Annotated in this window: 14 protein-coding genes; 2 read left to right on the forward strand and 12 right to left on the reverse strand. The window is 70.1% G+C overall.

The features are described 5' to 3' along the window. A partial coding sequence (locus tag IC63_RS09380) for a transposase (RefSeq protein WP_036719465.1) occupies positions 1-166 on the reverse strand: 166 nt, incomplete at its 3' end. 657 nt (positions 167-823) lie between these two features. Further along, positions 824-9,376 carry a GH36-type glycosyl hydrolase domain-containing protein gene (locus IC63_RS09385; protein ID WP_052042071.1) on the reverse strand — a complete coding sequence of 2,851 codons (8,553 nt, stop codon included), beginning with the start codon at positions 9,374-9,376 and terminating at the stop codon, positions 824-826. Positions 9,377-9,575: 199 nt separating this feature from the next. On the opposite strand from IC63_RS09385, the gene IC63_RS09390 reads away from it, so the two are divergent. Next, a complete protein-coding gene (locus IC63_RS09390; protein ID WP_036719467.1) occupies positions 9,576-11,210 on the forward strand; it encodes an alpha-D-glucose phosphate-specific phosphoglucomutase in 1,635 nt (544 codons plus the stop codon). Between the two features lie 18 nt (positions 11,211-11,228). On the opposite strand, the gene IC63_RS09395 is transcribed toward IC63_RS09390, so the two are convergent. From IC63_RS09395 to IC63_RS09440, 10 genes are all read right to left on the reverse strand, one after another. Next, positions 11,229-12,779 (reverse strand): UxaA family hydrolase, encoded by a 1,551-nt coding sequence (locus IC63_RS09395; RefSeq protein WP_052042072.1) that lies wholly within the window; start codon positions 12,777-12,779, stop codon positions 11,229-11,231. Between the two features lie 12 nt (positions 12,780-12,791). Beyond that, a complete protein-coding gene (locus IC63_RS09400; RefSeq protein ID WP_036719469.1) occupies positions 12,792-13,799 on the reverse strand; it encodes a zinc-binding alcohol dehydrogenase family protein in 1,008 nt (335 codons plus the stop codon). Further along, entirely contained in the window at positions 13,796-15,199 is a 1,404-nt protein-coding gene (locus IC63_RS09405) for a mannitol dehydrogenase family protein (RefSeq protein ID WP_052042073.1), read from the reverse strand. The genes IC63_RS09400 and IC63_RS09405 overlap by 4 nt, the downstream gene beginning before the upstream one ends. Next, positions 15,196-16,389, reverse strand: a complete 1,194-nt coding sequence (uxuA, locus tag IC63_RS09410; protein WP_036719471.1) for a mannonate dehydratase — start codon at positions 16,387-16,389, stop codon at positions 15,196-15,198. Before uxuA ends, IC63_RS09405 begins: the two co-directional genes overlap by 4 nt. After that, the gene (locus IC63_RS09415; RefSeq protein WP_036719473.1) at positions 16,386-17,453 is read right to left on the reverse strand and encodes an L-idonate 5-dehydrogenase; all 1,068 of its coding nucleotides are present in this window, start codon (positions 17,451-17,453) and stop codon (positions 16,386-16,388) included. Before IC63_RS09415 ends, uxuA begins: the two co-directional genes overlap by 4 nt. Further along, positions 17,450-18,856 carry a TRAP transporter large permease gene (locus IC63_RS09420; protein WP_036719474.1) on the reverse strand — a complete coding sequence of 469 codons (1,407 nt, stop codon included), beginning with the start codon at positions 18,854-18,856 and terminating at the stop codon, positions 17,450-17,452. The genes IC63_RS09415 and IC63_RS09420 overlap by 4 nt, the downstream gene beginning before the upstream one ends. Before the next feature lie 3 nt (positions 18,857-18,859). After that, positions 18,860-19,441, reverse strand: coding sequence for a TRAP transporter small permease (locus IC63_RS09425; RefSeq protein WP_198026292.1), 582 nt, complete (start codon positions 19,439-19,441; stop codon positions 18,860-18,862). Between the two features lie 69 nt (positions 19,442-19,510). After that, positions 19,511-20,485 (reverse strand): sialic acid TRAP transporter substrate-binding protein SiaP, encoded by a 975-nt coding sequence (locus tag IC63_RS09430; protein ID WP_036719477.1) that lies wholly within the window; start codon positions 20,483-20,485, stop codon positions 19,511-19,513. Positions 20,486-20,519: 34 nt separating this feature from the next. Then, positions 20,520-21,224 (reverse strand): FadR/GntR family transcriptional regulator, encoded by a 705-nt coding sequence (locus IC63_RS09435; RefSeq protein WP_036719479.1) that lies wholly within the window; start codon positions 21,222-21,224, stop codon positions 20,520-20,522. Between the two features lie 129 nt (positions 21,225-21,353). Continuing rightward, the gene (locus IC63_RS09440) at positions 21,354-22,415 is read right to left on the reverse strand and encodes an Ldh family oxidoreductase (protein WP_036719482.1); all 1,062 of its coding nucleotides are present in this window, start codon (positions 22,413-22,415) and stop codon (positions 21,354-21,356) included. Positions 22,416-22,606: 191 nt separating this feature from the next. Between IC63_RS09440 and IC63_RS09445 the strand changes: the two genes are divergently transcribed. Next, on the forward strand, positions 22,607-23,821 hold the full coding sequence (locus IC63_RS09445; RefSeq protein WP_036719509.1) for an NAD-dependent epimerase/dehydratase family protein: 1,215 nt from the start codon (positions 22,607-22,609) through the stop codon (positions 23,819-23,821). The last annotated feature ends 2 nt before the right edge of the window (positions 23,822-23,823 follow it).

Below are 23,823 nucleotides of genomic sequence, written 5' to 3' on the forward strand. Positions count from 1 at the left end.
GCCGCTTCGCCTCCGACACCGTCATCCCGCCATACTTCGCCTTCCAAGCGTAAAATGTGCCTTCCGACATGCCGTGCTTGCGGCACAGATCTGCGCACTTCGCGCCGGCATCATGCTCCTGAAGGATTCCGATAATCTGTTCCTCGGTCCGTCGTGCCTTCTTCATCTTCGTCCGTCCTCTCGTTGGGCCGGACTCTAGTCACAGATGGAGGAAAAAGCCCGTGGCAGGTCAGGGCCGCCAGGCCAACTCAGGTGGCTGCCGAGGGTGTGATGTTCGGCTCCGGCAGTCTCCTGGGCCGAACTGCTAACTGAATGGGCGCGATCCGTCACCTGCGGGGATCGGTTTCCCCGCGCCGGAGGCTATCGTGGGGAGGCAAGCGGCGCCCCACCCGTCCCTCGGCAAAACGTCGGCGAATGGTTGAGGCGAAGCCAAGGCAGCACTTGCAGGCATGCTCGGACAGTCTGATGCGATGATCGACGCCACAGTCTCTTGTGGCAAGCTGATCATCTGATGGGGTCGCGCCGGTGTCTCCGCACTTCGGTCCCAGCACGGCTCAAGCCGCCGCGGATAGGCACGAGCCGCCTCTACTGACGGCGACAGCCGCCTGCGGCGACAGCCGCCTGCGGCGACTCGTGGGCGGCCGAACCAGCACTTCGGTCGGTCATGGCTCGGGCAAGGCGGTCATCAGCCACCAGAGTGCGCAGGAATCCCCCGACCAGCAGCCGCCGCGGAATCCGCTGCGGCCATTGCGCTCCCCGTACCGTTCCGGTCGCGTTCAGGTCTGTCGACGACGACTGCGGGTCCGATCCACCCCCGCCCAACTCAGAACGCCACGATCCCGCCGCGCGGCAGCGCATCTCCGTTCACGGTCGTCTCGATGCGGCCGCCGACGCGGCGCACCTCGATCTCGACCGTGCGGTCGCCGCGGCGCAGGCGGGCGCGGATGCCGGGCCAGTCCTCGGGCAGGCCCGGATCCAGCAGCAGCCCCTCGGGATGGCGGCTGATGCCCAGCAGGCCCTCGACCGCGGCGCGGTACATCCAGCCGGCAGAGCCGGTGTACCAGGTCCAGCCACCGCGGCCGAGCTTGTCGCGCGCGCCATAGACGTCGGCGGCGACGACATAGGGCTCGACGCGGTAGATCTCGGCCGAGCGGGCGTCGAGCGCGTGATTGATCGGGTTCAGGGCCGAAAACAGCCGCTGTGCGCGCGTCCGGTCGCCGTGGCGGGCCAGCGCATAGACCATCCACGCCGCGGCGTGGGTATACTGACCGCCGTTTTCACGCACGCCGGGCGGGTAGGACTTGATATAGCCCGGCTCGGCCGGCGTGTCATGGAAGGCGGGGGTGAACAGCCGCAGCAGTTGGCCATCCCGGTCGAACAGCTGCGCGAGCGCCGAGTTCACCGCATCCTGCGCCCGATCCGCGCGTCCCGCTCCCGAAATCAGCGCCCAGCTTTGGGCGATCGAATCGATCCGGCACTCGGCATTGTCCGACGATCCCAGGGGCGTGCCGTCGTCGAAATAGCCGCGGCGATACCAGGCGCCGTCCCAGCCGGCCTCGTCCAGCGCCTCGGCGACGCGTGCGGCGTGCGCCTCCCACGCATCGGCCCGGGCAGCATCGCCCCGCGCGCGCGCCAGCGGCGCGAAGGCGGCGATGGTGTCGCATAGAAACCAGCCCATCCAGACGCTTTCGCCGCGCCCGGCCTCACCCACGCGGTTCATCCCGTCGTTCCAGTCGCCGCCCAGAATCAGCGGCAGACCATGCGCGCCGGTCCGGGCTACGACGAGGTCCAGCGCCCGCGCGCAATGGTCATACAGCGGCGCGGTCTCGCCCGAGGGCTGGGGCACATAGAAGCGGTCATGCTCGCCCGGTTCCAGCGCGGGGCCCGAGATATAGGGCACCTGCTCGTCCAGGATGGCCACGTCGCCGGTGCCGTCCACGTAGCGGGCAGTGATGTGGCCAAGCCACACGACGTCGTCCGAGATCATCGTCCGCACCCCGGCGCCGGTTCGCGGCAGCCACCAGTGCTGGACGTCGCCTTCCGGGAACTGGCGGGCGGCGGCGTTCAGGATCTGGCGCCTGCACAGCGCGGGGTCCTGCAGCAGCAGCGCGCTGGTATCCTGCAGCTGGTCGCGGAACCCGAACGCGCCCGAGGCCTGATAGAAGGCCGTGCGCGCCCGGATGCGGCAGGCGATCGCCTGATAGGGCAGCCAGGTGTTCACCATCAGGTTCAGCTGCTCGTCGGGGGTTTCGACCTGCAGCGTCTCCAGCACCTCGGTCCAGTCGGCGCGGGCCTGATCCAGCGCCTGGTCGACCGCTCCGGGCTGCTGCGCCGCCTGAAGCACGCCGGGCAGCGCCTCCTGGGTGGCGTTCGCCAGCACCAGCGTCGCGGTGTCGGACTGCCCCGGGGCAAGCTCCATGACCCAGCGGATTGCCAGACAGGGGTCGCCCGCGGCCTCGGTTTCCACCCAGTTGGTCAGGGCGGCGGGGCGGGCCAGCTTGCCGAACCGGCCGACGAAGTCGGTGCGCGACCCGCACCAGCTGTCGACCGTGCGGTCGCAGCCCAGCGCGGTCAGCCGCTCGGCGAAGTCGGCCGAAAACGGGTTGCGCGCCACATGCGCGTTCAGCGTCGGGTCGAACACCGTCTGTACCATCGGCGCGGTGCGCGCGCGGTCGGTCCCCAGCACCAGCTCGGCATAGGCGATCCCCTGCAGCGACAGCGGCCGGTCGGTGCGGTTGGTGACGGTCAGTCGGGTGAGCCGGGCAGACTGTCCCTGGGCCAGCGTCATCACCGCCTCGACCCGGACCCAGCCGTAATCGGCGCTGAAGCGGGAATAGCCCAGCCCGTGCGCGGTTTCGTGGACGGCGCCCGGATCATCGGACAGCGCCAGGAACGGCGTCGCTACCAGCCCGGTGGCGGGATCGTGGATCAGGATCGCCTCGCCGGGGCGGTTCTCCACCGGATCGTTCGACCACGGCGTGATCTGGTAATCGCGCGAGTTCACCGCCCAACTGTATGCCGCGCCCTCGGCCGAGACGTGAAAGCCGAAATCCTCGCGCGCGATGACGTTGATCCACGGATGCGGCGTCGGCCGGTCATGGGCCAGCCGCAGCACGTATTCGCGCCCGTCCGGCGCAAAGCCGCCAAAGCCGTTCCAGAACTTGAGCGGCGAGCGCGACGGCTCGTCCGGGCGCGGCAGCGGCCGCTCGGTCGGGCGCCGGCGCGCCGGCGGACGGGCCAGCGGGGCGGCGGCGTCGCGTAGCCGGTCCAGCTGCTCGGCCAGCTTGCCGTTGCGCGTGTGCAGCATGATCCGCGCCGCCGACACCAGCGTGTCGAAGCTCGCCTTGCTGATCTGGTCGCGGCGTACCGCGTGGACATGGCGCGGGGCCGAGGGGCCGGCGGTCTGCCAGGCGGTGTCGACCAGCTGCTGGATCGCGTGCTGCAGGTCCTGCACATAGCTTGAGGCGCGCTCGTTCAGGATCACCACGTCATGCGCGACCCCCCGGTTGCGCAGGAATTCGTGCATCCGCAGCGCCTCGCGCACGATGGGCAGGTCGGCCTCGTCGTCGATCCGCAGCAGCAGGATCGGGTCGTCGCCCGAAATCCCCATCGGCCACAGGTCGCCCTGCGGCCCCAGTTCCGTGCGACGCTTGGGCGTCGCGGCCAGCCGCAGGTCGGGCCAGATCAGCAGGCTGGCATAGCTGCGGAACAGCTTGGCTTCGTCCAGCGAGACGTTCAGGTGGCGCAGCTGGACCTGCGAATAGGTCCACGCCAGCCGCAGTTCGTGTTCGAAGACCGCCGGGCGCGCGTAATGGGCGGCCATGCGGTCGCGTTCGCTTTCGGTTTCCGCGATCAGCGTCCAGTAGGTCAGCGACACCGACTTGCCGGCCGGCACCCGGACCCGGCGGCGGATCGCGAAGATCGGGTCCAGCGTGTGGCCCTGCGAGCCCCCCAGTATGGCGCCCCGGTCGAAGGCCGCGGCGTCGCCCAGCGACCGGCCCCGGCCGATGAAGGCGCGGCGGTCGGTTTCCGCCTCGGCCGCCGGGGTGATCGCGCCGTCCGGCCCGGCGACGAGATGGGCCAGATGCACGGCCTTTCCCCGCGGGTCGCGGGGCCGGCGGCTGGCCACGATCAGGGCCCCGTTGTCGCGGATCTCGGTCTGCACGAACATCTTGGAAAACGCCGGGTGGGCGCGGTCCGAGGCGGGGTTGTCCAGCACGATCTCGCCATACGAGGTGATCTCGATGGTCTTGTCGGACCCCGAGCGGTTGCGCAGCGTCAGGCGGCGGCCATCGGCGTTGCCCTCGGTCGCCGCGATGACCTCGAGCCGGCTTTCGATGGCGTTGGCGGTCTTGAAAAACTCGGCCTTGTGGTCGGAAAACACCGCCGAGGCGCGCTCGTCGCGCCCCGAACAGGGCGAGTGCGTGGCCGACCACCACTCCCCCGACTGCATGTCGCGCATCAGGATATAAATGCCGCCATCGTCCAGCGTCGGATCGGGCGACCAGCGGTTCAGGGCGATGCCGCCCAGCATGGTGCGGCCGGCACCGGTCGATGACAGAATGGTGGAAAACCGCCCGTTGGTGATCAGCGCGACCTCGCGTTCGGCGCGGCCGGGTTCGTCGATGGCGGTCTGGGTGTCGCCCACCGCCGGCATGGCGCCGCGGCCCAGCCCCTTGGCCGAGGGCGCGCGGGTGACCGGGGTGATGTCGCGCGGCGATTTTTCCTGCAGCAGCAGTTCCGAGGCGCGGACCACCGGGTCGGCGTGGAAGCGTTCGCGGTGGATGCCGTCCATCACCGTGTTGGCGATGGCCATGATCGACATGCCGTGGTGATGGGCCATGACGTTGCGCACCACCGCGTGACCCTGGCCGTCGCGCAGCCGGTTGGGGGCGAAATCGACCGCGTCATAGAAGCCGAACGGCCCCTCGGCCCCCAGCTCGCGCAGCGTGGCGAGGTTGCGGACCGCGGCCTGCGGGCGGATCTGCCCCGCGAGGATCGAGGCATAGGGCGCCACGACGTAATCGCCGCCCGAACGCTTCAGCGCGAGCGTCGGCACGCCGAAGGCGTAGTACTGATAGTTCATCTCGCGGTCGCGGGCGTTGAAGGCGCTTTCCGAAATGCCCCAGGGCAGGCCGTGCGACTTCCCCCACTCCATCTGCACGTCGACGGCCATCTGGTTGGAATGGTTCAGGATCCCGCCCTGGCGTTCCTTCAGCAGCAGGGGCGGCATCAGGTATTCGAACATGCAGCCCGACCAGGACAGCAGCACCCCCTGGTGCCCGACATTGGCGAAGGGACGGCCCAGCCGGGTCCAGTGTTCCTTGCGGATGTCGCCCTTGGCGATGGCGAGGAAGCTGGTCAGCCGCGCCTCGGAGGCCAGCAGGTCGTACGAGCTGTCGTCCAGCTGGTCGTCATGGGGCCGATAGCCGATCGACATCAGCAGCTTGTCGTGCTGGACGAACAGGCCGAAATCCATCTGGAAGGCCATCATCCGCGCCCGCTCGGCCAGCAGCCGCACGCGCAGCGCAAAGCTGTCGATCGCCTCGCGCCCTTCCGAGGCGGGGGTCATCACGTCGGCCGCGTCATCGGCCAGCGCGCGGGCCCAGGCAAGCACCTCGGCGGCGGAGCCCTCGGTCGGGGCGGCGGTGGCCGCGCCTTCGGGGCTGGTGCGGTCGGTGGTGGCGGCGTCCAGATCGGTCGCCAGGCGCAGGATTTCGCGGGCGCGGGTGGTCAGCTGCGCTGCCGCCAGCGGGTCCGAGACCGGGCCCGAGGCGGTCTGTTCCAGCACCGTCTGGTAGCCGGCGATGGCGCCGTTCAGCGCCTGGTGCAGGTCGCGCAGCGCCCGGCGGTCCTGGGGCAGGGCCTGCAGTTCCTGGGTCAGGTTTGCCAGCGTGTCGGCCAGCCCGCCGGTGCGCCGGCGGCGCACCGAGGGCGCATCCTCGGCCCAGCCGCGCAAGCCAGCGGCCAGCGCCACCAGCAGTCCCGCCAGGTTGCCGCTGTCCACCGCCGAGACATACGGCGCCGGCAGCACCGCCAGATTGCGGGTGTCGTACCAGTTGAAGAAATGCCCGCGGAACCGCGGCATCCGCTCCATCGTGGACAGCGTCGCGTCGATCCGCGACAGGGCGCTGTCGAGGCCGATCCAGCCGAAATCGCGCGCCGACATCACCGACATCAGGTAGAGGCCGATATTGGTGGGCGAGGTCCGCTCGGCCAGCTTGGGCGCCGGCGTCGCCTGCCAGTTGTCGGGCGGCAGGTGGTGGGTGTCGGGGCCGACGAAGGTTTCGAAATAGCGCCAGGTGCGGCGCGCGATGCGGCGCAGTTCGGCCTCGTCGCCGGGGTCCAGCACCAGCCGGTCCTCGGTTTCCAGCGGGCGCGAGGCGCGTTCCATGATCCACGGCGCGGCCATCCAGACCCCGCCGAAGATCAGCGCCACGGGCAGGGCGGTCGGGTTGATCACCGCCGTGGCGAGGATCGCACCCGCGCCGATCACCGGCGAGGCGATCATGCGGCGGTATTCGGCCCGCGCGCCGCCGCCGGCGCGGCCCGCGTCGCGGGCGGTGGTCCATTCCAGCAGGTGCTTGCGGCTGACGAACAGCCGCCACATGGTGCGGGCGATGGCGTCCAGCGACGACACGGCGCGATGCGCGGCGGTGGTCAGCCGCAGGCCCAGCTGGGTCGCATAGGTCAGCGCGTCGCGCGCCATGTGGCGCAGGTGATAGTCCCAGGACACACCATATTGCGGCCGGAAGATCTTGAGATCGACCTGCAGGATATGCACCGCCGCCGCCAGCAGGATCAGCGCCGCCTGCCAGGCGATGGCCCAGCCGCCCGGCAGGATCAGCCAGCCCGCGATCGAGGCCGCGACCCAGGACGGGGTGACCAGCGACCGGCGCAGGTTGTCGATCATCTTGTAGCGCGCCAGCCCCGACAGGCCGTTGCCCGGCGTCACGATCATCGGCAGCAGCTGCCAGTCGCCGCGGGTCCAGCGATGCTGGCGGCTTGCCTCGGTGGCGTAGCGGATCGGGAAATCCTCGACCACCTCGACATCGGTGACCAGCGCGGCGCGGGCGAGGCTGCCTTCCAGCAGGTCGTGCGACAGGATGGTGTTTTCCTTCAGCCGGTCCTGCATCGCGCGTTCGAACGCGTCGACGTCATAGATGCCCTTGCCGGTGAAGCTGCCCTCGTCCAGCAGGTCCTGATACAGGTCCGACACGGTGAACACATAGGGGTCGAGCCCCCGGTTTGCCGAAAAGATGCGCTGGAAGACCGAGGCCTCGGCCCCCGTGGTCAGCGAGGGCGTGACGCGGGGCTGCATGATCGCGTGGCCGCGGATCACGATGCCGTCCTCGCGGTGGACCGGGCGGTTCACCGGATGCGCCATCTTGCCGGCCAGCGCCGACACGGTGTCGCGCGGCAGCCGGGTGTCGCTGTCCAGCGTCACCACATAGCGCACCCCTTCGGGCGGGGTGCGGCCGGTGGGCACGAAGCTGGTCCCGGCATGGCCGCGCAGCAGCATATTCAGCTCGGTCAGCTTGCCGCGCTTGCGTTCCCACCCCATCCAGGCGCCCTCGGAGGGATTCCACTGCCGCCGCCGGTGCAGCAGGAAGAACCGCCGCACGCCGCCGTGGTCATAGCGGTCGGCCAGCGCCTCGATTCGCGCCTGGGCGTGGGACAGCAGCCGCTGGTCGTCGGGCATCGTCTCGGCCGGCGCGTCCTTCCAGTCGGTCAGCAGCGCAAAGCTGACATCGCCCAGCGGGTTGGCGAGATAGTGCGATTCCAGCATCTCGGCCAGTTCGTCGATGGCGTCAATCGAGGTGATCATGCCGGGGATGACGACCAGCGTCCGCGCCTCGGGCGGGACGCCGCTGCGGAAGTCATAGGACGGCAGCCGCTGCGGCGGCAGGACCCGCGCGGCGATGAAGCCGATCGCCTGCGAGGCGGTGTCGGTCGCCGGCAGCAGCGCCAGCGCCAGCAGCAGCGCAGCCTGCCAGGGCGCCACGTGCTGCGGCAGCACCGTGGACAGGGCCGCCAGCAGGACCGCGGTGATGGCGGCGAGGGTCAGCGCGATGCTCCACCACCCGACCAGCGGCGGCGGGACCGCGATGCGTTCGCGCAGCGTCGGGCGATAGCCGCAGCTGTGACGGAAGGCGCGGCGCTCTTCGCCGACCAGCAGATGGCCGACCTCGGTGCGGCCGCCGTTCACCGGCGGCACGAGGCCGCGGGCGGCGTCCGCGCGGGCATGATCGATGGCGATCTGCGCGACCTGTGTCTCGGACAGGTCACAGCGCCGTGCGATGCGTTCGATGGCCGAGCGATAGCTGGCCCGGGTGCCCTGATCGACGCGGTCGAATTCGGTGTGCTGGGTCAGCAGCGCGTCGACGTGGCTGACGCCCTCGAACCAGTCGAGCCAGTCGATTTCTCCGGTCCGGCGCAGGCTGCGGATGATGTTGCCGACGGTGACGTTGCCCGAGGACTGGCGCGCGTATTCCGCCTGCACCGCGCGCTCGCCGCCCTGCGGGCCGCCCAGCCGCCGTTCCAGCGCGGACAGCGCAGCCTGGCTGTCCGGGCCGCCGTCGCGCAGCCGGTAGAACAGCTGGGCCGCCACCGTGTCGTCGATGACGACGTCAGCATTGCGGTCGATGATCGCCGCCGCGGCCAAGGATCCCTGCGCATCGGCCAGCGCGTCGGCGATGGCGTTGGCGGCGTTGCGGCGCTCGCGCGCCAGCGACACGCGGTCGGACAGGCGCCGCAGGTTTTCGACCAGCACATAGCGCAGGAAGGTCGGCACCGCCCACAGCTCGACGATGTCCAGCGTGTGTACCGACTGATAGCCGCGCAGGAACTGGGTCAGATCGTCGGCGGTGATTTCCGAATTGGTGAGCGCGACGAAATACCAGGCCAGCATCAGCGCCCGCGGCGCCGTCCCCCCGCCCGACAGCGGCACGGCGGGCAGGCGGTGCAGGAAGGCCGGGCCGAAGGCCTGGCGCAGCTGGCGCAGGTTTTCCTCGACCATGTGGTGGTTGTCGATCAGCCATTCGGCGGCCGGCGTGATCGCCTCGCCGCGTTCCTCGGCCGCCACCCCGTCCAGGTAGTTGCGCCGGATCGCGGCCTGGTTGTCGATCAGCCGCTGCACCGGCTTGGCCGGCGCGTCGGGCAGGTCGGGACGGGGGGTCGAGGCAAGCTCTCGGCCTGCCTCGTACAGCGAGCGTCCGGTCCAGATGTCGAAGCGAATCGGGTTCGGCGGCTCGCGCCAGACCTGCGGCTGGCCGCGGGCCGGGCCGCCGGACTGGCGCCGCAGGCGCAGCGCTTCGGCAAGACTGGGGCGGCCGGTCCGGCGGCGGTTCGTCGACGGGTGGCTGGTCTTGGACATCTGTCTTCCTGGAATTGCCGTCAGCCGACCGTGAGGCGGGCCGGACACAAACACAACCCCCGCGGGCCGGTTCCGCTCCGTTCCAGGCCGTCCGCACGCGGCCCCCAGGCCGCCGCGCCAAGCGCGCCCCCTGTCCCCCCGCCCGCTTATCGGCTAAGCGGGCGGCGACAGTCCCGTGCCCCGCAGGAAAGAGCCGCCGATGACCGCGCCCGCCATCCGCACCGTCCCGACCCAGCCCGTCGAGGGGCAGAAGCCCGGCACCTCGGGCCTGCGCAAGAAGACCAGGGTCTTCATGCAGCCGGGCTATCTGGAAAACTTCACCCAGGCGCTGTTCGACGCCATCGGCGGGGTGCAGGGCAGGACGCTGGTGGTGGGCGGGGACGGGCGGTTCTTCAACGACCGCGCGATCCAGATCATCCTGCGCATGGCCGCGGCCAACGGGGTGGCGCGGGCGATCGTGGGGCAGGGCGGTATCCTGTCGACCCCGGCGGCGTCGCACCTGATCCGGCTGCGCGGCACCGATGGCGGGATCATCCTGTCGGCCAGCCACAACCCCGGCGGCGAGGACGAGGATTTCGGGATGAAGTTCAACGGCCCGAATGGCGGGCCGGCGCCGGAATCGGTCACCGACGCGATCTTTGCCCGCACAACCGAGCTGGCCGAATACCGCACCCTCGACACCCCCGACCTGGACCTGTCGGCGCGGGGCGAAACGGCGCTGGGCGGGATGACGGTCGAGATCGTGGACCCGGTCGCCGATTACGCCGCGCTGATGGAACGCCTGTTCGACTTCGCCGCGATCCGCGACCTGTTCGCCTCGGGCTTCTCCATGCGGTTCGACGCCATGCACGCCGTCACCGGCCCCTATGCGCGCGAGATCCTGGAAAACCGGCTGGGCGCGCCCGCCGGTACGGTGCTGAACGGCACGCCCAGCCCGGATTTCGGCGGCGGCCATCCCGACCCGAACCCGGTCTGGGCCAGGCCGCTGGTCGATCTGATGATGGGCGAGGGCGCGCCGGACTTCGCCGCGGCCTCGGACGGGGACGGCGATCGCAACATGATCCTCGGCCGCGGCGTCTATGTGACGCCCTCGGACAGCCTCGCGGTGCTGGCCGCCAACGCCACCTGCGCGCCGGCCTATACGGGCGGGCTGGCGGGCATCGCGCGGTCGATGCCGACCAGCCGCGCCGCCGACCGGGTGGCGGACAGGCTGGGCATCGGCATGTACGAGACGCCGACCGGCTGGAAGTTCTTCGGCAACCTGCTGGACGCCGGCCGCGTCACCATCTGCGGCGAGGAATCCGCCGGCACCGGCTCGGATCACGTGCGCGAAAAGGACGGGCTGTGGGCGGTGCTGCTGTGGCTGAACATCCTCGCCGCGCGCCGCCTGTCGGTGGCCGAGGTGATGGCCCGCCACTGGGCCGAGTTCGGCCGCAACTACTACAGCCGCCACGATTACGAAGCCGTCGCCGCCGACCGCGCCAACGCGTTGATGGACCGGCTGCGGTCGATGACCGAATTCCTGCCCGGGCAAAGCTTTGCCGGGCTGACGGTCGAGGCGGCGGACGATTTCGCCTATGCCGATCCGGTGGACGGCTCGACCTCGGCCCGGCAGGGCATCCGGGTGATGTTTGACGATGGCAGCCGGGTGGTGTTCCGCCTGTCGGGCACCGGCACCGAGGGCGCGACGCTGCGGGTCTACCTGGAACGCTTCGCCGCCGACCGCCACGACCTGCCCGCCGACCAGGCGCTGGCCCCGGTGATCGCCGCGGCCGAGGCGCTGGCCCTGATCCGCGACCATACCGGCCGCGCCGCGCCCGACGTCACGACCTGAGCGCCCAGGGCCCCGCGATCAGGTCAGCACGCCGATCTGCCAGGGCACGAATTCGTCCTGGCCATAGCCGTGGATCTCGCTCTTCGATTTCACGCCGGACGCGCAGTCGATCATCATGCGGAAGATGCGCTCGCCCATCTCCTCGATGCTGGCCGTGCCGTCGATGATCTCGCCGCAGTTGAGGTCCATGTCCTCCTCCTGCCGCTGCCAGGTGGCGGTGTTCGTGGACAGTTTCAGCGACGGCGCCGGCACGCAGCCATAGGCCGAGCCGCGCCCGGTGGTGAAGCAGATCAGGTTCGCCCCCGACGCCACCTGGCCCGTTGCCGAGACCGGATCGAAGCCGGGGGAATCCATGAACACCATGCCGGTGGTGTCGATGGGGGCGGCGTATTCATAGACGCCGCGCAGGTTGGTGGTGCCGGCCTTGGCGACCGCGCCCAGCGACTTTTCCAGGATCGTGGTTAGCCCGCCGGCCTTGTTCCCGGCCGAGGGGTTGTTGTTCATCGCCGCCCCGTTGCGGGCGCAGTAATCCTTCCACCAGTCGATGCGGGCGATCAGCTTGTCGGCGATCTCCCGCGTTTCGGCGCGGCGGGTCAGCAGATGCTCGGCGCCATAGATCTCCGGCGTTTCCGACAGGATCGCGGTGCCGCCCTGCGCCACCAGCAGATCGACGGCATGGCCCAGCGCCGGGTTCGCGGTGATCCCGGAATAGCCGTCCGACCCGCCGCATTGCAGCCCCACGGTCAGCGCCGACACCGGCACGGGTTCGCGCACGACCTGGTTCGCCGCCGGCAGCAGGGCGCGGATCTGGTCGACCCCGTGGGCGATGGTCCTGGCCGTCCCGCCCTGTTCCTGGATGGTGAAGGACTTCAGCGCCGCCCCGGGTTCCAGCTTGCGCGAGGCGAGGATGTCGATGATCTGGTTCGTCTCGCAGCCCAGCCCGATGAACAGCACCGCCGAAAAGTTCGGGTGCACCGCATATCCCGACATGGTGCGGCGCAGGATGCGGATCGCCTCGCTCTTGTTGTCCACGGCGCAGCCGATGCCGTGGGTCAGGGCGACGACCCCGTCGACGTTGGGATAGTCGGCCAACGCCTCGGGACGGATGTCGCGGCGGAACTGGTCGGCGATTGCGCGGGCCACCCGGGCCGAACAGTTCACCGAGGTGATGATGCCGATATAGTTGCGGGTGGCGATGCGCCCGTCCGGGCGGCGGATGCCCATGAAGGTCAGGGGCTGGGCGGCCGGCGGCGCCGGATGGGCGTCGGCGCCGACGGCATAGTCCAGCTCCACATCCGTCATGGCGAGGTTGTGGGTGTGGACATGCGCCCCCCGCCCGATCGGCTCGGAGGCGAGGCCGATGATCTGGCCATATCGGCGCACCGTCGCGCCGGCGGCGATGTCGCGGGTGGCGATCTTGTGGCCGGCCGGGATGTCGGATTGCGTGGTCAGCCCCTCGGCGGCGATGGTCGTGCCTGCGGGGATGCGGGTGCGGGCGATCACCACGTCGTCCTGCGCGCCAAGGCGGATGGTGGGGGGGGCGGCGCGAGTCAGGTCATCGGCGGGCATGGGTCGGTCCTTTCAAACGTCCAGGATGGCCTTGACGACGCCCGCCTCGGGGCGTGACCAGTCGGGCAGCAGCGCCGGGGCATCGGCCAGCGCGCCGCGATGGGTGTTCAGCGCCGTGGTGGGGATGCGGCCGGCCTGCATCTGGCGCACGACCTCGGCGAAATCGGCGGGCAAGGCGTTGCGGCTGGCCAGCAGCGTGGCCTCGCGCTTGTGGAACTCGGGGTCCGAGAAGGTGATGGTGCCCTTGACGACCGACAGCAGCACATAGCGCGCGCCGTGGGCGAGGAAGCCAAAACCGCGCTCGATGGGCGGCGCGGCGCCGGTGGCGTCCACCACCACGTCGAAGCCGTTGCCGCCGGTCAGATCCGCGGCCTGCGCCTCGGCGTCCGGGCCGGCGAGCAGCACCGCGTCGGCGCCCAGCGTGTCGCGGGCGAACGCGAGCCGGTCCTCGCGCATGTCCATCACCGTGACGTGGGCGCCGCGGGCCTTGGCAAACAAGGCCGCCGACATGCCGATGGGGCCCGAGCCGGTGACCAGCACCCGGTCGCCGTCGGACACCTGCCCGCGGGCGATGCCATGCGCGCCGATGGCGAGGAACTCGATCATCGCCGCGTCGCGCAGGTCGATCCCGGCGGCGGGGATGACGTTGGTGGCCGGGACCGACAGATATTCCGCCATGCCGCCATCGGTGTGCACGCCCAGCACGCGGATCGCCATGCAGGCATTGGTCAGCCCCTTGCGGCAGGCGGCGCAGGTGCCGCAGGCGAGATAGGGGACGACATAGACCGGGGTCCCGGCCGCCAGCGGGCTGTCGCCGCCGTCCTCGACCGTGCCGGACAGCTCGTGGCCCATCACCCGCGGATAGTCGAGGAACGGGTGCTTGCCGGCGAAGATGTGGAAATCGGTGCCGCAGATGCCGACATGGCGGATGCGGACCAGGATTTCGCCCTCGGCCCGCACCGGGCGCTGGCGGTCGACCAGCGACAGCCGGCCGGGTTCGTCGCAGACCAGCGCCTTCATGCGCGGAACTCCTCGATGGCGGCATCGACGGCGGCGCGCCAGGCCGGGTCGTGGGCCAGCGCGTCGGGGAACAGCCCGGCGAGGGCGAAGAACGGGGCCGAGGGCGCATCGCCCGGCATCGCCGCGACCGCCGCCATCAGTTCACCCGCGCGCGGGTCGTCGGCGGTGCCGCGATGGGCGAGCGCGGCGATCCAGGCGCCGGTGGCGCGGGCAAAGGCGGCGGCGTCGAACCCCGCCGCACGGGCGTCGAGCGCCGGGGACAGGATGCGCTGCGGCAGCTTCTGCGTGGTGTCCATCGCGATCTGGACATTGCGATGGGCGATGGCGGGGTTGGCGAAGCGCGCCAGCAGGTCGCCCTGATAGGCGGCAAGGTCGATCCCCGGCACCGGGTCCAGCGTGGCGGCCGCGGCCTCCATATGCGCGCGGACCTGCGCCGCCAGCGCCGGCAGCGCCATCACGTCGCGCACGCAGTCGAGCCCGTGCAGGATGCCCAGATGCGCGGTCAGCGTGTGGGCGCCGTTCAGCATCCGCAGCTTCATCTTTTCATAAGGCGCGACGTCCTGGACGAAGATCGCCCCCGCCTCCTCCCACGCCGGGCGGCCGTGGGGGAAGTGGTCCTCGATCACCCATTGCAGGAAGGGTTCCGTCTCGAACGCCAGCGCGTCCGCGGCCCCCAGCGCCGCGGCGGCGCCGGCGCGGGTGGCGTCGGTGGCGGCGGGGACGATGCGGTCGACCATCGACGAGGGAAAGGCGGCCTGGGCGGCGATCCAGTCGGCCAGCGCCCGGTCGCGGCGGGCGGCCATCTCGCGCACCAGCCGGGCCACGACGCGGCCGTTCGCCGGCAGGTTGTCGCAGGACAGGACCGTGAAGGGCGGCGTGCCGGCGGCGCGGCGGCGGGCCAGCGCCTCGACGATCATGCCCACCGCGCCGGTGGGGCGCGCGGGGTCGGCCAGATCGGCGGCGACCGCCGGGTGCGCGGGATCGAGCCCGCCGGTCGCCGGGTCCAACCCATAGGCCTTTTCGGTCACCGTCAGGGTGACGATGCGGATGCCGGGATCGGCCATCGCCGCCAGCACCGCCTGCGGGTCCTCGGCGGCGCACAGCCAGCCGACGGTGGCGCCGATCACCTCGGTGCTGTCGCCATCCGGGCCGCGGGTGGTCACCGAATACAGCCCGTCCTGCGCCGCCAGATCGCGGATCGGCCCGGCCGAGCGCAAATTCACCGCGACGATCCCCCACGGCCCAAACTCCCGCCGCAGCGCGGCCTGCGTCGCCACCGCCTGATGGGCGCGGTGGAAGGCGCCAAAGCCCAGATGCACGATCCCCGGCCGCAGCGCGCGGCGGTCATAGCCAGGCGGGGTGACTCCGGGCGGCAGCAGGGTCGCGTCGGACAGGCTCACGCCGCCGCCCCGCGCCAGCTCAGCGCGCGCTCGATGCCGCGCAGTTCGGCCAGCCCCTTGAGCCGCCCGATCGCCGGATAGCCCGGCTGCGCGCCGCGGGTCAGGTCGTCGAGGATTTCCTGCCCGTGATCGGGGCGCATCGGGATGTCGGCGTCGGCGCGGCCCGCGGCCCGGCGGCGGGTTTCCTCGGCCAGCAGCGCGGCGATGACGGCGACCATGTCGGTGCCGCCCTCCAGATGCTCGTCCTCGTAGAAGGAACAGGGCGTCGTGGCCGCCTCGCGGGTGACGTTGCGCAGATGGACGAAGTGGATGCGGTCGGCCAGCCGCGCGGCCATCGCCGGCAGGTCGTTGTCGCCCCGCGCCCCCAGCGAACCGGTGCAGAAGGTCACCCCGTTGGCGCGCGCGGGCACCGCGTCCAGCATGGCGCGATAGTCGGCCTCGGTCGACAGGATGCGGGGCAGGCCCAGCAGCGGCCAGGGCGGATCGTCGGGATGGGCGCACAGGTTGACGCCCACCCGTTCGGCGACCGGGACCACCTCGGAAAGGAAATCCGTCAGGTGGCGGCGCAGCCGGTCGGCGTCGATGCCGTCATAGGTGGCGAGCCGCTCGCGCAGCTGGTCCAGCGTATAGCCGTCCGCCGACCCCGGCAGGCCGGCGCCGATGTTGCGGCCCAGATCGGCGATGCGGTCGGGGGTAAAGGCCGCAAAGCGGCGCGCCGCCTCGTCGGCCAGCGCCGCGGGATAGTCCGCCGCCCCCCCCGGCCGCTGCAGGATATGCAGGTCGAAGGCCACGAAGTCCGGCAGGTCGAAGCGCATCGCCCGCGCCCCGTGCCGGGTTTCCCAGCGCAGGTCGGTGCGGGTCCAGTCCAGCACCGGCATGAAGTTGTAGCACACCGTCCGGATGCCGCTGTCAGCCAGCCGCCGCAGCGTTTCGGCCCAGTTGGCGACATGGGCGCGCCAGTCGCCGGTCCGTGTCTTGATCTCCTCGCTGACCGGGACGCTTTCGACCACGTCCCAGACCAGCCCGCCGGCGCGGATTTCCTCGTGACGGCGGGCGATTTCCGGGGCCGGCCAGACCGCGCCGGTGGGGATGTGGTGCAGTGCGCTGACGATGCCCGCGGCCCCCGCCTGGGCGGCGTCGCGCACCGTCACCCGGTCCACCGGGCCGAACCAGCGCCAGGTGTGCCTCATGCCGTCTCTCCGAAGGTCAGCTGCACCTTGCAGGCGATGGCGCGGTCCGAGGCGAGCTCGAACGCCTCGACGGCGCGGGACAGGGGAAGCGCGTGGCTGATGATCGGGCGCACGTCGATCTCGCGCGTGCCGATCAGCCGGGCGGCGATGGCGAATTCGTCGTGGAAGCGCTGCGAGCCGCGCCAGGTGATTTCCTTGCCGACCAGCGCGTTCAGGGGAATGGTCATGTCGCCGGTCACCCCGACCTGGATCAGCACGCCCCGCGGGCGAAGCGCGGCAAAGGCGTTGCGCAACGCCGGACCGGCGGCCGAGCAGTCGAAGATCAGGTCGATCTGGCCCTTGCCCTCGGTCAGCGGCTCCAGCGCGGCGGCGTCAGCGGCGACGTTGATCGTCTGGCTGGCGCCCATCTGCCGGGCCCGGTCCAGCGCCGCGTCGGTGAGGTCGGTCACGATGATCTCGGTCGCCCCGGCATGGCGGGCCGCGGCCAGCACCAGCAGGCCGATCGGCCCGGCGCCGGTGATCATCACCCGCCGCCCGGCCAGATCGCCCAGCAGTTCGGTCGCCTGCGCCACGGCGTGCAGGCAGACGGCCAGCGGCTCGGTGCAGGCGGCCTCGGACGGGGTGGTGCCGTCGGGGAAGGCGTGGACCTGGGCCGCGGGCACCACCAGCTGGTCGCGGAACATCCCCTGGGCGTGGGGCAGGCGCATGGCGCTGCCCATGAACTGCATCGACAGGCAGTGGATCGGCAGCCCCTTGCGGCAGTATTCGCAGTCGCCGCAAGGCTGTGAGGGGCTGACCGCGACCAGCGTGCCGGGCGCTGGGCCGTCGACGCCAGCGCCCAAGGCCGCGACGCGGCCCGAGGCCTCGTGCCCCGAGATGATCGGCTCGCGCACCCGCACCGGGCCGAAGCCGCCGTCGTGATAGTAATGCAGGTCCGATCCGCAGATGCCGCCGGCCTCCATCGCCAGCAGCACCTCGCCCGGGCCGGGCGGGACCACGGGCGCGGTTTCGACGCGCAGGTCGTGGGCGGCATACAGCCGGGCGACGCGGGTTTCGGCGGTCATCGGATCAGCCCCAGTTGGGTCGGCAGCCACAGGGTCAGCGCCGGGATGAATGTGATGAGCAGCAGTGCCACGAACAGCGGGATCATCCACGGCAGGATCGCCAGCGCGGTGCGTTCGACCGACATCTTGGAAATCCGCGCCAGCACGAACAGCACCATGCCTACCGGCGGAGTCAGCAGCCCGATCATCAGGTTCAGGGTCAGCACCACGCCCAGATGCACGGGGTCGATCCCGTATTTCGCCGCGACCGGCATCAGGATCGGGACGAGGATGGAAATCGCCGCGATGGTGTCCAGGAAGGCGCCGACGATCAGCAGCAGGATGTTGACGACGATGAGGAACGTCCACCAGTTGTCGGTCAGCGCGAACATCGCGTCGGAAAACACCTGCGCCGCCTGGCTGACCGTCAGAAGCCAGGCAAAGATCGACGCGGCGGTGACGATGAACAGGACCGCGGCGGTCGTCTCGATGGTGTCGAAGGACGCCTTGGCCAGGGTGCGGAAGGTCATGGTGCGATAGCGCACGAGGCCCAGGAACAGCGACCACAGGACGGCGGCGACGGCGGCCTCGGTGGGCGTGAACCAGCCCATCGTCATGCCGCCGATCAGCAGCACCGGGGCCATCAGCGCCATGACGGCGTGCCAGTCGAAATACCAGTCCAGCGCAATCAGCGCGACCAGCGCCACGATGACGGCGACGTTGACCGACACACCCAGCCGGATCAGCAGCCAGACCGCCAGCGGAAAGCACATGACGACCAGCACCTCGATCCCGGCCTTGGCCAGTTCGCGCAGGTCGAAGGGCGTGTCCGACCCCCAGCCATAGCGGCGCGCGAACAGCCACACGGTCAGCATCATCAGCGAGGTCATCACGATGCCGGGCAGGATGCCGGCCATGAACAGCGCCCCGATCGAGGCGTTGGCCATCATCCCGTAGATCACGAAGGGCAGCGACGGCGGAAAGATCGGGCCCAGCGTGGCCGAGGCGGCGGTGACGCCGACGGCGGCCTCGACCGGATAGCCGTGGTCCTTCATCGCCTTGATCTCGATGGTGCCGATGCCGGCGGCGTCGGCCAGCGCCGTCCCCGACATCCCCGAAAAGATCACCGACCCGATGATGTTGACCTGCGCCAGCCCACCCTTCATCCAGCCGACCAGCGACAGGGCGAAGTGATAGATCCGCCCGGTCACCCCGGCGATGTTCATCAGGTTGCCGGCGAGGATGAAGAACGGCACCGCGATCAGCGGAAAGCTTTCCACCCCCGCGATCATCCGCTGTGCCGCAACGATGTCGGGCGCGGTGCCGGTGACCAGCAGATACAGCAGCGAGGCGACGGCCATCGCGACCGCCACCGGCGCGCCGATGATCATCAGCAGCAGGAAGGACCCGATCAGCAGCAGCATGGGTCAGACTCCGGTCGGTCGGGTGTCGTCGGCGGCGGCACGGCGGCCGCGCAGATCGGCCACGAAGCGTTGCAGCGCTCGCAGGGTCATCAGCACGAAGGCCGCGAACACGGTGTAGAAGACGATGCCGCGGGGCAGGTCGATGGTGACCATCCGCTCGGACCCGACGACGTCGATATAGCGCCAGTAAAGCCAGCTCATATAGGCGAAGAAGCCGATCGAGATCAGGTCCACCAGCACCTCGAGCGCGCGGCGCATCCCGGCGGGGACATAGCGATACAGCAGGTCCACGGCGATGTGGCGGCCCAGCCGCACGCACATGGCCGAGCCGATGAACACAATCACCACCAGGCAGTTGGCGGCGATCTCCTCGGTCCAGGACAGGCTGTTGTTCATCACGTAGCGGGTGAAGAACTGCAGGAACACGCACAGCGCCATCAGCCAGAACAGCGCGAGCGTGATCCAGTCCTCGATGGCATAGCCCGACAGGTCGACGTCGTGGATGTCGTCCTCGAATGCGTGCGCCATCTCGTGCACGCTGACGGGGGCGTGCGGGCTGACGGTCATGTGGGGATCGTGGCTCATCGGCGGCCCTTGCGCTGGGGGACGAAACAGCCTGCCCGATCCCGCACGGGACCGGGCAGCCGGTGCGGTTTACTGGACGGCGCGGATCGCTTCCCAGTCGGCCTTTTCATAGCCGAAGTCTTCGAACGGGATCTTTTCCAGCACGTTCTTTTCGAAATCGGCCTTGTCGACCTCGGCCACGTTCAGCCCCTTGGCGCGAAAATTGTCGGCCAGCTTGGCCTCGCGTTCCTCGACGATCTTGGTGCTGCGTTCGGCGGCCTCCATCATCACCTCGGTGAAGATCTGCTTGTCGGCGTCCGACAGGCCCTGCCACACCGACTTGCTGACCACGGTGTTCAGGTGATCGACGATGTGGCCGGTCAGGGAGATGTTCTTCTGGACCTCGTAGAACTTCTTGGCGTCGATGGCGGTCAGGGGGTTTTCCTGCGCCTCGACGGTGCCGTTCTGCAGCGCCAGGTAGACCTCGGCAAAGGCGATCGGCGTGGTGTTGGCCCCGCAGGCGCGCGGCATCGCCAGATAGGCCGGCACGTCCGGCACCCGGATCTTGAGCCCTTCCATGTCCTTGCAGACCTTGATCTGGCGGTCCGAGGTCGTGGTGTGGCGGGTGCCGTAATAGGTCGTCGCGGTGATGTGGTTGCCGGTCTTTTCCTCGTAACCGGCGGTCAGCGTCTTGTAGATGTCGCTTTTCGTGTAGGCGATCAGGTGCGACGGATCGCGGAAGATATAGGGGTAGTAGGTCACCCCGATGCGCGGGAACTCGCGGGCCTGGAAGCTGGAGCCGGAGATGATGATGTCCACGGTCCCCATCTTGAGGCCCTGGTTCAGGTCGTTTTCCTTGCCCAGCTGCGAGGCCGGGAACACGTCGATCTTGTAACGGCCCTCGGTGCGCTTGGCGATTTCCTCGGCCGCCCACACGGATTCGGTGTGGAAGGGCTCGGTGGCCTCATAGACATGGGCCCATTTCAGCGTCGTCTGCGCATGGGCGGCGGCGGTGCCGGCCAGCAGCATCGCGGCGCCCATCAGGGTCTTGAGGGTCAGTTTCATGCGGTTCCTCCCAGTTGGCATGAGGTGGTGCGGGTCAGGCGGTGATCGCCTCTCCTGCGAAGGTTTCGGCGAAGTTTTCCGAAAAGCGGCGCTGCGACAGGGCCAGGTGGCGGCGCATCGCCTCACGCGCGGCGGCGGGATCGGCGGCGGCGATGGCGTCGCGGATCGTCCCGTGTTCTTCCAGCGCGCTGCGCCAGGTGCGCGGCCCTTCGAAATGCAGGGCCAGGCGGGTGAACAGCGGCGACAGGCGCTTGCCGAAGATGTCGCCGGTCAGATGCACCAGCAGCGCATTGCCGGTCCCGGCGGCGATGGCGCTGTGGAACGCGGCGTCCAGCGCGATCGACCGGGCGCGGTCCTCGGTCACGCCGGCCATCTCGCGCAGGTTGGCGTCCAGCGCGGCGACCAGCGCCGGGGTGACGCGGCGCGCGGCCTCCTCGGCGATGGCGCTTTCGACGACGGCGCGGGCCTCGAGGATCTCGAACGGCCCCTCGCCCTCGGCCGCGGCGCCCGAGCCGGCGGCGACATAGATGCCCGAGCCCATGCGGATGTCGATGCGGCCCTCGACTTCGAGCGCGATCAGCGCCTCGCGCAGCGACGGGCGCGACACGCAGAAGCGGTCGGCGAGGTCGCGTTCCGCCGGCAGCCGGTCGCCCGGGGCGAGCCGTTCGCCGGCGATCAGCGCCAGGATCAGGTCGGCGACCTGCCGATAGGACCGGCGCGGTCTCGGGTCGGGCAGCATGGCGAGTCCTCCGCTGGCCCGACCGCCGCATCCTCCCCGATGCGCAGATTGGTCAGACCACTTCGAGTCAGCTACAGGTCGGACTGCCGCTGCGTCAAGAAAAATCTGGTATACCGTTTCGGGCGGCGCCTACCCTGGCGGCGCGATCCCGTGGCGTGCGGCGATCGCGGCAAAGGCCTCGGCCGTGGCCGGGTCCAGCCTCACGCCCTCGACGTCGCGCTGCGCCGCCACCGCCCATTCCCGGTCCCCCGGCGCCATCACCCGCCCGCCTTGCGCCGCCAGCGACCCGCGCAGCCGGTCCAGATAGCGGTGCATCCCGGCGTCGAACGCGGCCCGGTCCAGGAAGGCATCGGGGTTCAGCGCCAGCAGGAACGCCCCCAGCAGGCGCGGCTGGGCGAAATCCGGCCCCTCCATCAGCGGGATGTCGAAGGACAGCCGCATCCCGGTCAGCACCGCCGACAGGATTTCGGCCACCCCCGCCAGCGCCGCGCCCTTGAAGCCGAATTCGCTGCCCAACGGCGCCAGCATCTGCGCGGCATGGGCGTCGCGGGTGTCCACGCCCTCGGCGTCCGAGGCGACGTGGTCGGGCAGTTCGACCCCCAGGCTGCGATACAGCAGAACCCGGTTATAGGGGATCGCGCTGGTCGCCATGTCCAGCAGCCACGGATCGCCCCCCGCGACCGGGACGCCGACGGCCATGGGGTTGGTGCCGTGGAACCGCTCGGCCCCGTCATGCAGCCGCACGAAGCTGTCCGAATTGCAGAAGGCGAGCCCGATGAAGCCGCGCTCTGCCGCCGCCATCGCATAGGCCCCCGCGGCGCCGAAATGCGAATTGTTGCGCACCGCGACGGCGCCGACGCCGAACCGGCCGGCGAGATCGACCGCCCGCTCCATCCCGCGATAGGCCCCCAGCGCGCCCTGGGCGTGATCGGCGTCCAGCACCTCGACGGCGCCCAGGCCCCCCACGGTCCTGACCTGCGGGGTCCGGTTCAGCCGCCCGCCCTCCAGCGCGGTCAGGTAATGCGGCAAGAGCCGCACCCCGTGGCTGTCCACCCCCAGCCGCGTCGCGTGCAGCATTGCCCGCGTGGCGGCGTCCGCCGTCGCCGCGTCCGCCCCGATCGCGGTCAGCGCCGCGCGGCAGAAGCGGTCCAGCTCTGCCAGCGAAACCGCCCGGTTGCCTGTGTCGTCCATCCCGTCCCCCCTGATCCCGGCCGGCCAAGGATCGACCCTCCGCCGGCCGGGCGCAAGCCGCGCCTGCGACGCCGCGTACCCTTGCCCGATTGTCGCCGAAGCGTCACGCTGGCGCCATATGTTCATTCGACAGCGCGCGGGGCTTGCGTTAACCAGCCCGGCAACGCGCCCGAACGAAAGGAATGACATCGATGCGGATCGCGGTTCTCGGCGGCGACGGGTTCGTGGGCTGGCCCACCTCGCTGCACCTGTCCAACCTGGGCCACGAGGTCCACATCGTCGACAACCTGTCGCGCCGCTGGATCGACACCGAACTGGGCGTGCAGTCGCTGACCCCGATGGACTCGATCCAGGAACGCTGCCGCATCTGGAAACAGGAAACCGGCAACACCATCCATTTTCACCTGCTGAACCTCGCCAAGGAATATGAACGGCTCAAGCAGTGGCTGGCCGAATACCAGCCCGACGCGCTGATCCATTTCGCCGAACAGCGCGCCGCGCCCTATTCGATGAAGACCGACCGCCACAAGGTGTATACCGTCGACAACAACGTCAACGCGACCCACAACGTGCTGGCGGCGCTGGTGGAAACCGGCATCGACGCGCATCTTGTCCATCTGGGCACGATGGGCGTCTATGGCTATTCCTCGGTCGGCGCGCCCATCCCCGAGGGCTATCTGGACGTCGAGATCGACACCCCCACCGGCAAGAAGGGGATGGAGATCCTGTATCCCACCCGACCCGGCTCGGTCTATCACATGACCAAGTCGCTCGATCAGATCCTGTTCCAGTTCTATGCCCAGAATGACGGGCTGCGGATCACCGACCTGCATCAGGGGATCGTCTGGGGCACCCACACCGACCAGACGCGGCGGCACGAACAGCTCATCAACCGCTTCGATTATGACGGCGATTACGGGACCGTGCTGAACCGCTTTCTGATCCAGGCGGCGATCGGCTATCCGCTGACCGTCCACGGCACTGGCGGCCAGACCCGCGCCTTCATCCACATCCAGGACTGCGTGCGCTGCATCGAGCTTGCGCTGTCGGACGCGCCCAAGGCGGGCGAGCGGGTGCGCATCTTCAACCAGATGACCGAGACGCACCGCGTCCGCGACCTGGCGCGGATGGTGGCCGGGCTGGCCGGGGCCGAGGTCAAGTTCCTGCCCAACCCCCGGAAAGAGGCCGACGAGAACGAGCTGATCGTGAAGAACGACCAGTTCCTGTCGCTGGGCCTGAACCCGATCACCCTGCAGGAGGGGCTGTTGTCCGAGGTGGTCGAGGTCGCGCGCAAATACGCCCACCGCATCGACCGCTCGCGCGTGCCGGCGGTCAGCGCCTGGACCAAGGACATCGCCAAGCGGGTCGATCACGACCCCGAGGGCAAGAAGCTCAAGGCGGTCTGAGT

It is taken from the genome of Paracoccus sphaerophysae (genome assembly GCF_000763805.1).
Taxonomy (GTDB): Bacteria; Pseudomonadota; Alphaproteobacteria; order Rhodobacterales; family Rhodobacteraceae; genus Paracoccus; species Paracoccus sphaerophysae.

What these genes read in the sequence shown, in the direction of transcription:
- IC63_RS09385 (WP_052042071.1), bottom strand. Translation starts at nt 9,376, where the DNA reads ATGTCCAAGACCAGCCACCCGTCGACGAACCGCCGCCGGACCGGCCGC.
- IC63_RS09390 (WP_036719467.1), top strand. Translation starts at nt 9,576, where the DNA reads ATGACCGCGCCCGCCATCCGCACCGTCCCGACCCAGCCCGTCGAGGGG.
- IC63_RS09395 (WP_052042072.1), bottom strand. Translation starts at nt 12,779, where the DNA reads ATGCCCGCCGATGACCTGACTCGCGCCGCCCCCCCCACCATCCGCCTT.
- IC63_RS09400 (WP_036719469.1), bottom strand. Translation starts at nt 13,799, where the DNA reads ATGAAGGCGCTGGTCTGCGACGAACCCGGCCGGCTGTCGCTGGTCGAC.
- uxuA (WP_036719471.1), bottom strand. Translation starts at nt 16,389, where the DNA reads ATGAGGCACACCTGGCGCTGGTTCGGCCCGGTGGACCGGGTGACGGTG.
- IC63_RS09415 (WP_036719473.1), bottom strand. Translation starts at nt 17,453, where the DNA reads ATGACCGCCGAAACCCGCGTCGCCCGGCTGTATGCCGCCCACGACCTG.
- IC63_RS09420 (WP_036719474.1), bottom strand. Translation starts at nt 18,856, where the DNA reads ATGCTGCTGCTGATCGGGTCCTTCCTGCTGCTGATGATCATCGGCGCG.
- IC63_RS09425 (WP_198026292.1), bottom strand. Translation starts at nt 19,441, where the DNA reads ATGAGCCACGATCCCCACATGACCGTCAGCCCGCACGCCCCCGTCAGC.
- IC63_RS09430 (WP_036719477.1), bottom strand. Translation starts at nt 20,485, where the DNA reads ATGAAACTGACCCTCAAGACCCTGATGGGCGCCGCGATGCTGCTGGCC.
- IC63_RS09435 (WP_036719479.1), bottom strand. Translation starts at nt 21,224, where the DNA reads ATGCTGCCCGACCCGAGACCGCGCCGGTCCTATCGGCAGGTCGCCGAC.
- IC63_RS09440 (WP_036719482.1), bottom strand. Translation starts at nt 22,415, where the DNA reads ATGGACGACACAGGCAACCGGGCGGTTTCGCTGGCAGAGCTGGACCGC.
- IC63_RS09445 (WP_036719509.1), top strand. Translation starts at nt 22,607, where the DNA reads ATGCGGATCGCGGTTCTCGGCGGCGACGGGTTCGTGGGCTGGCCCACC.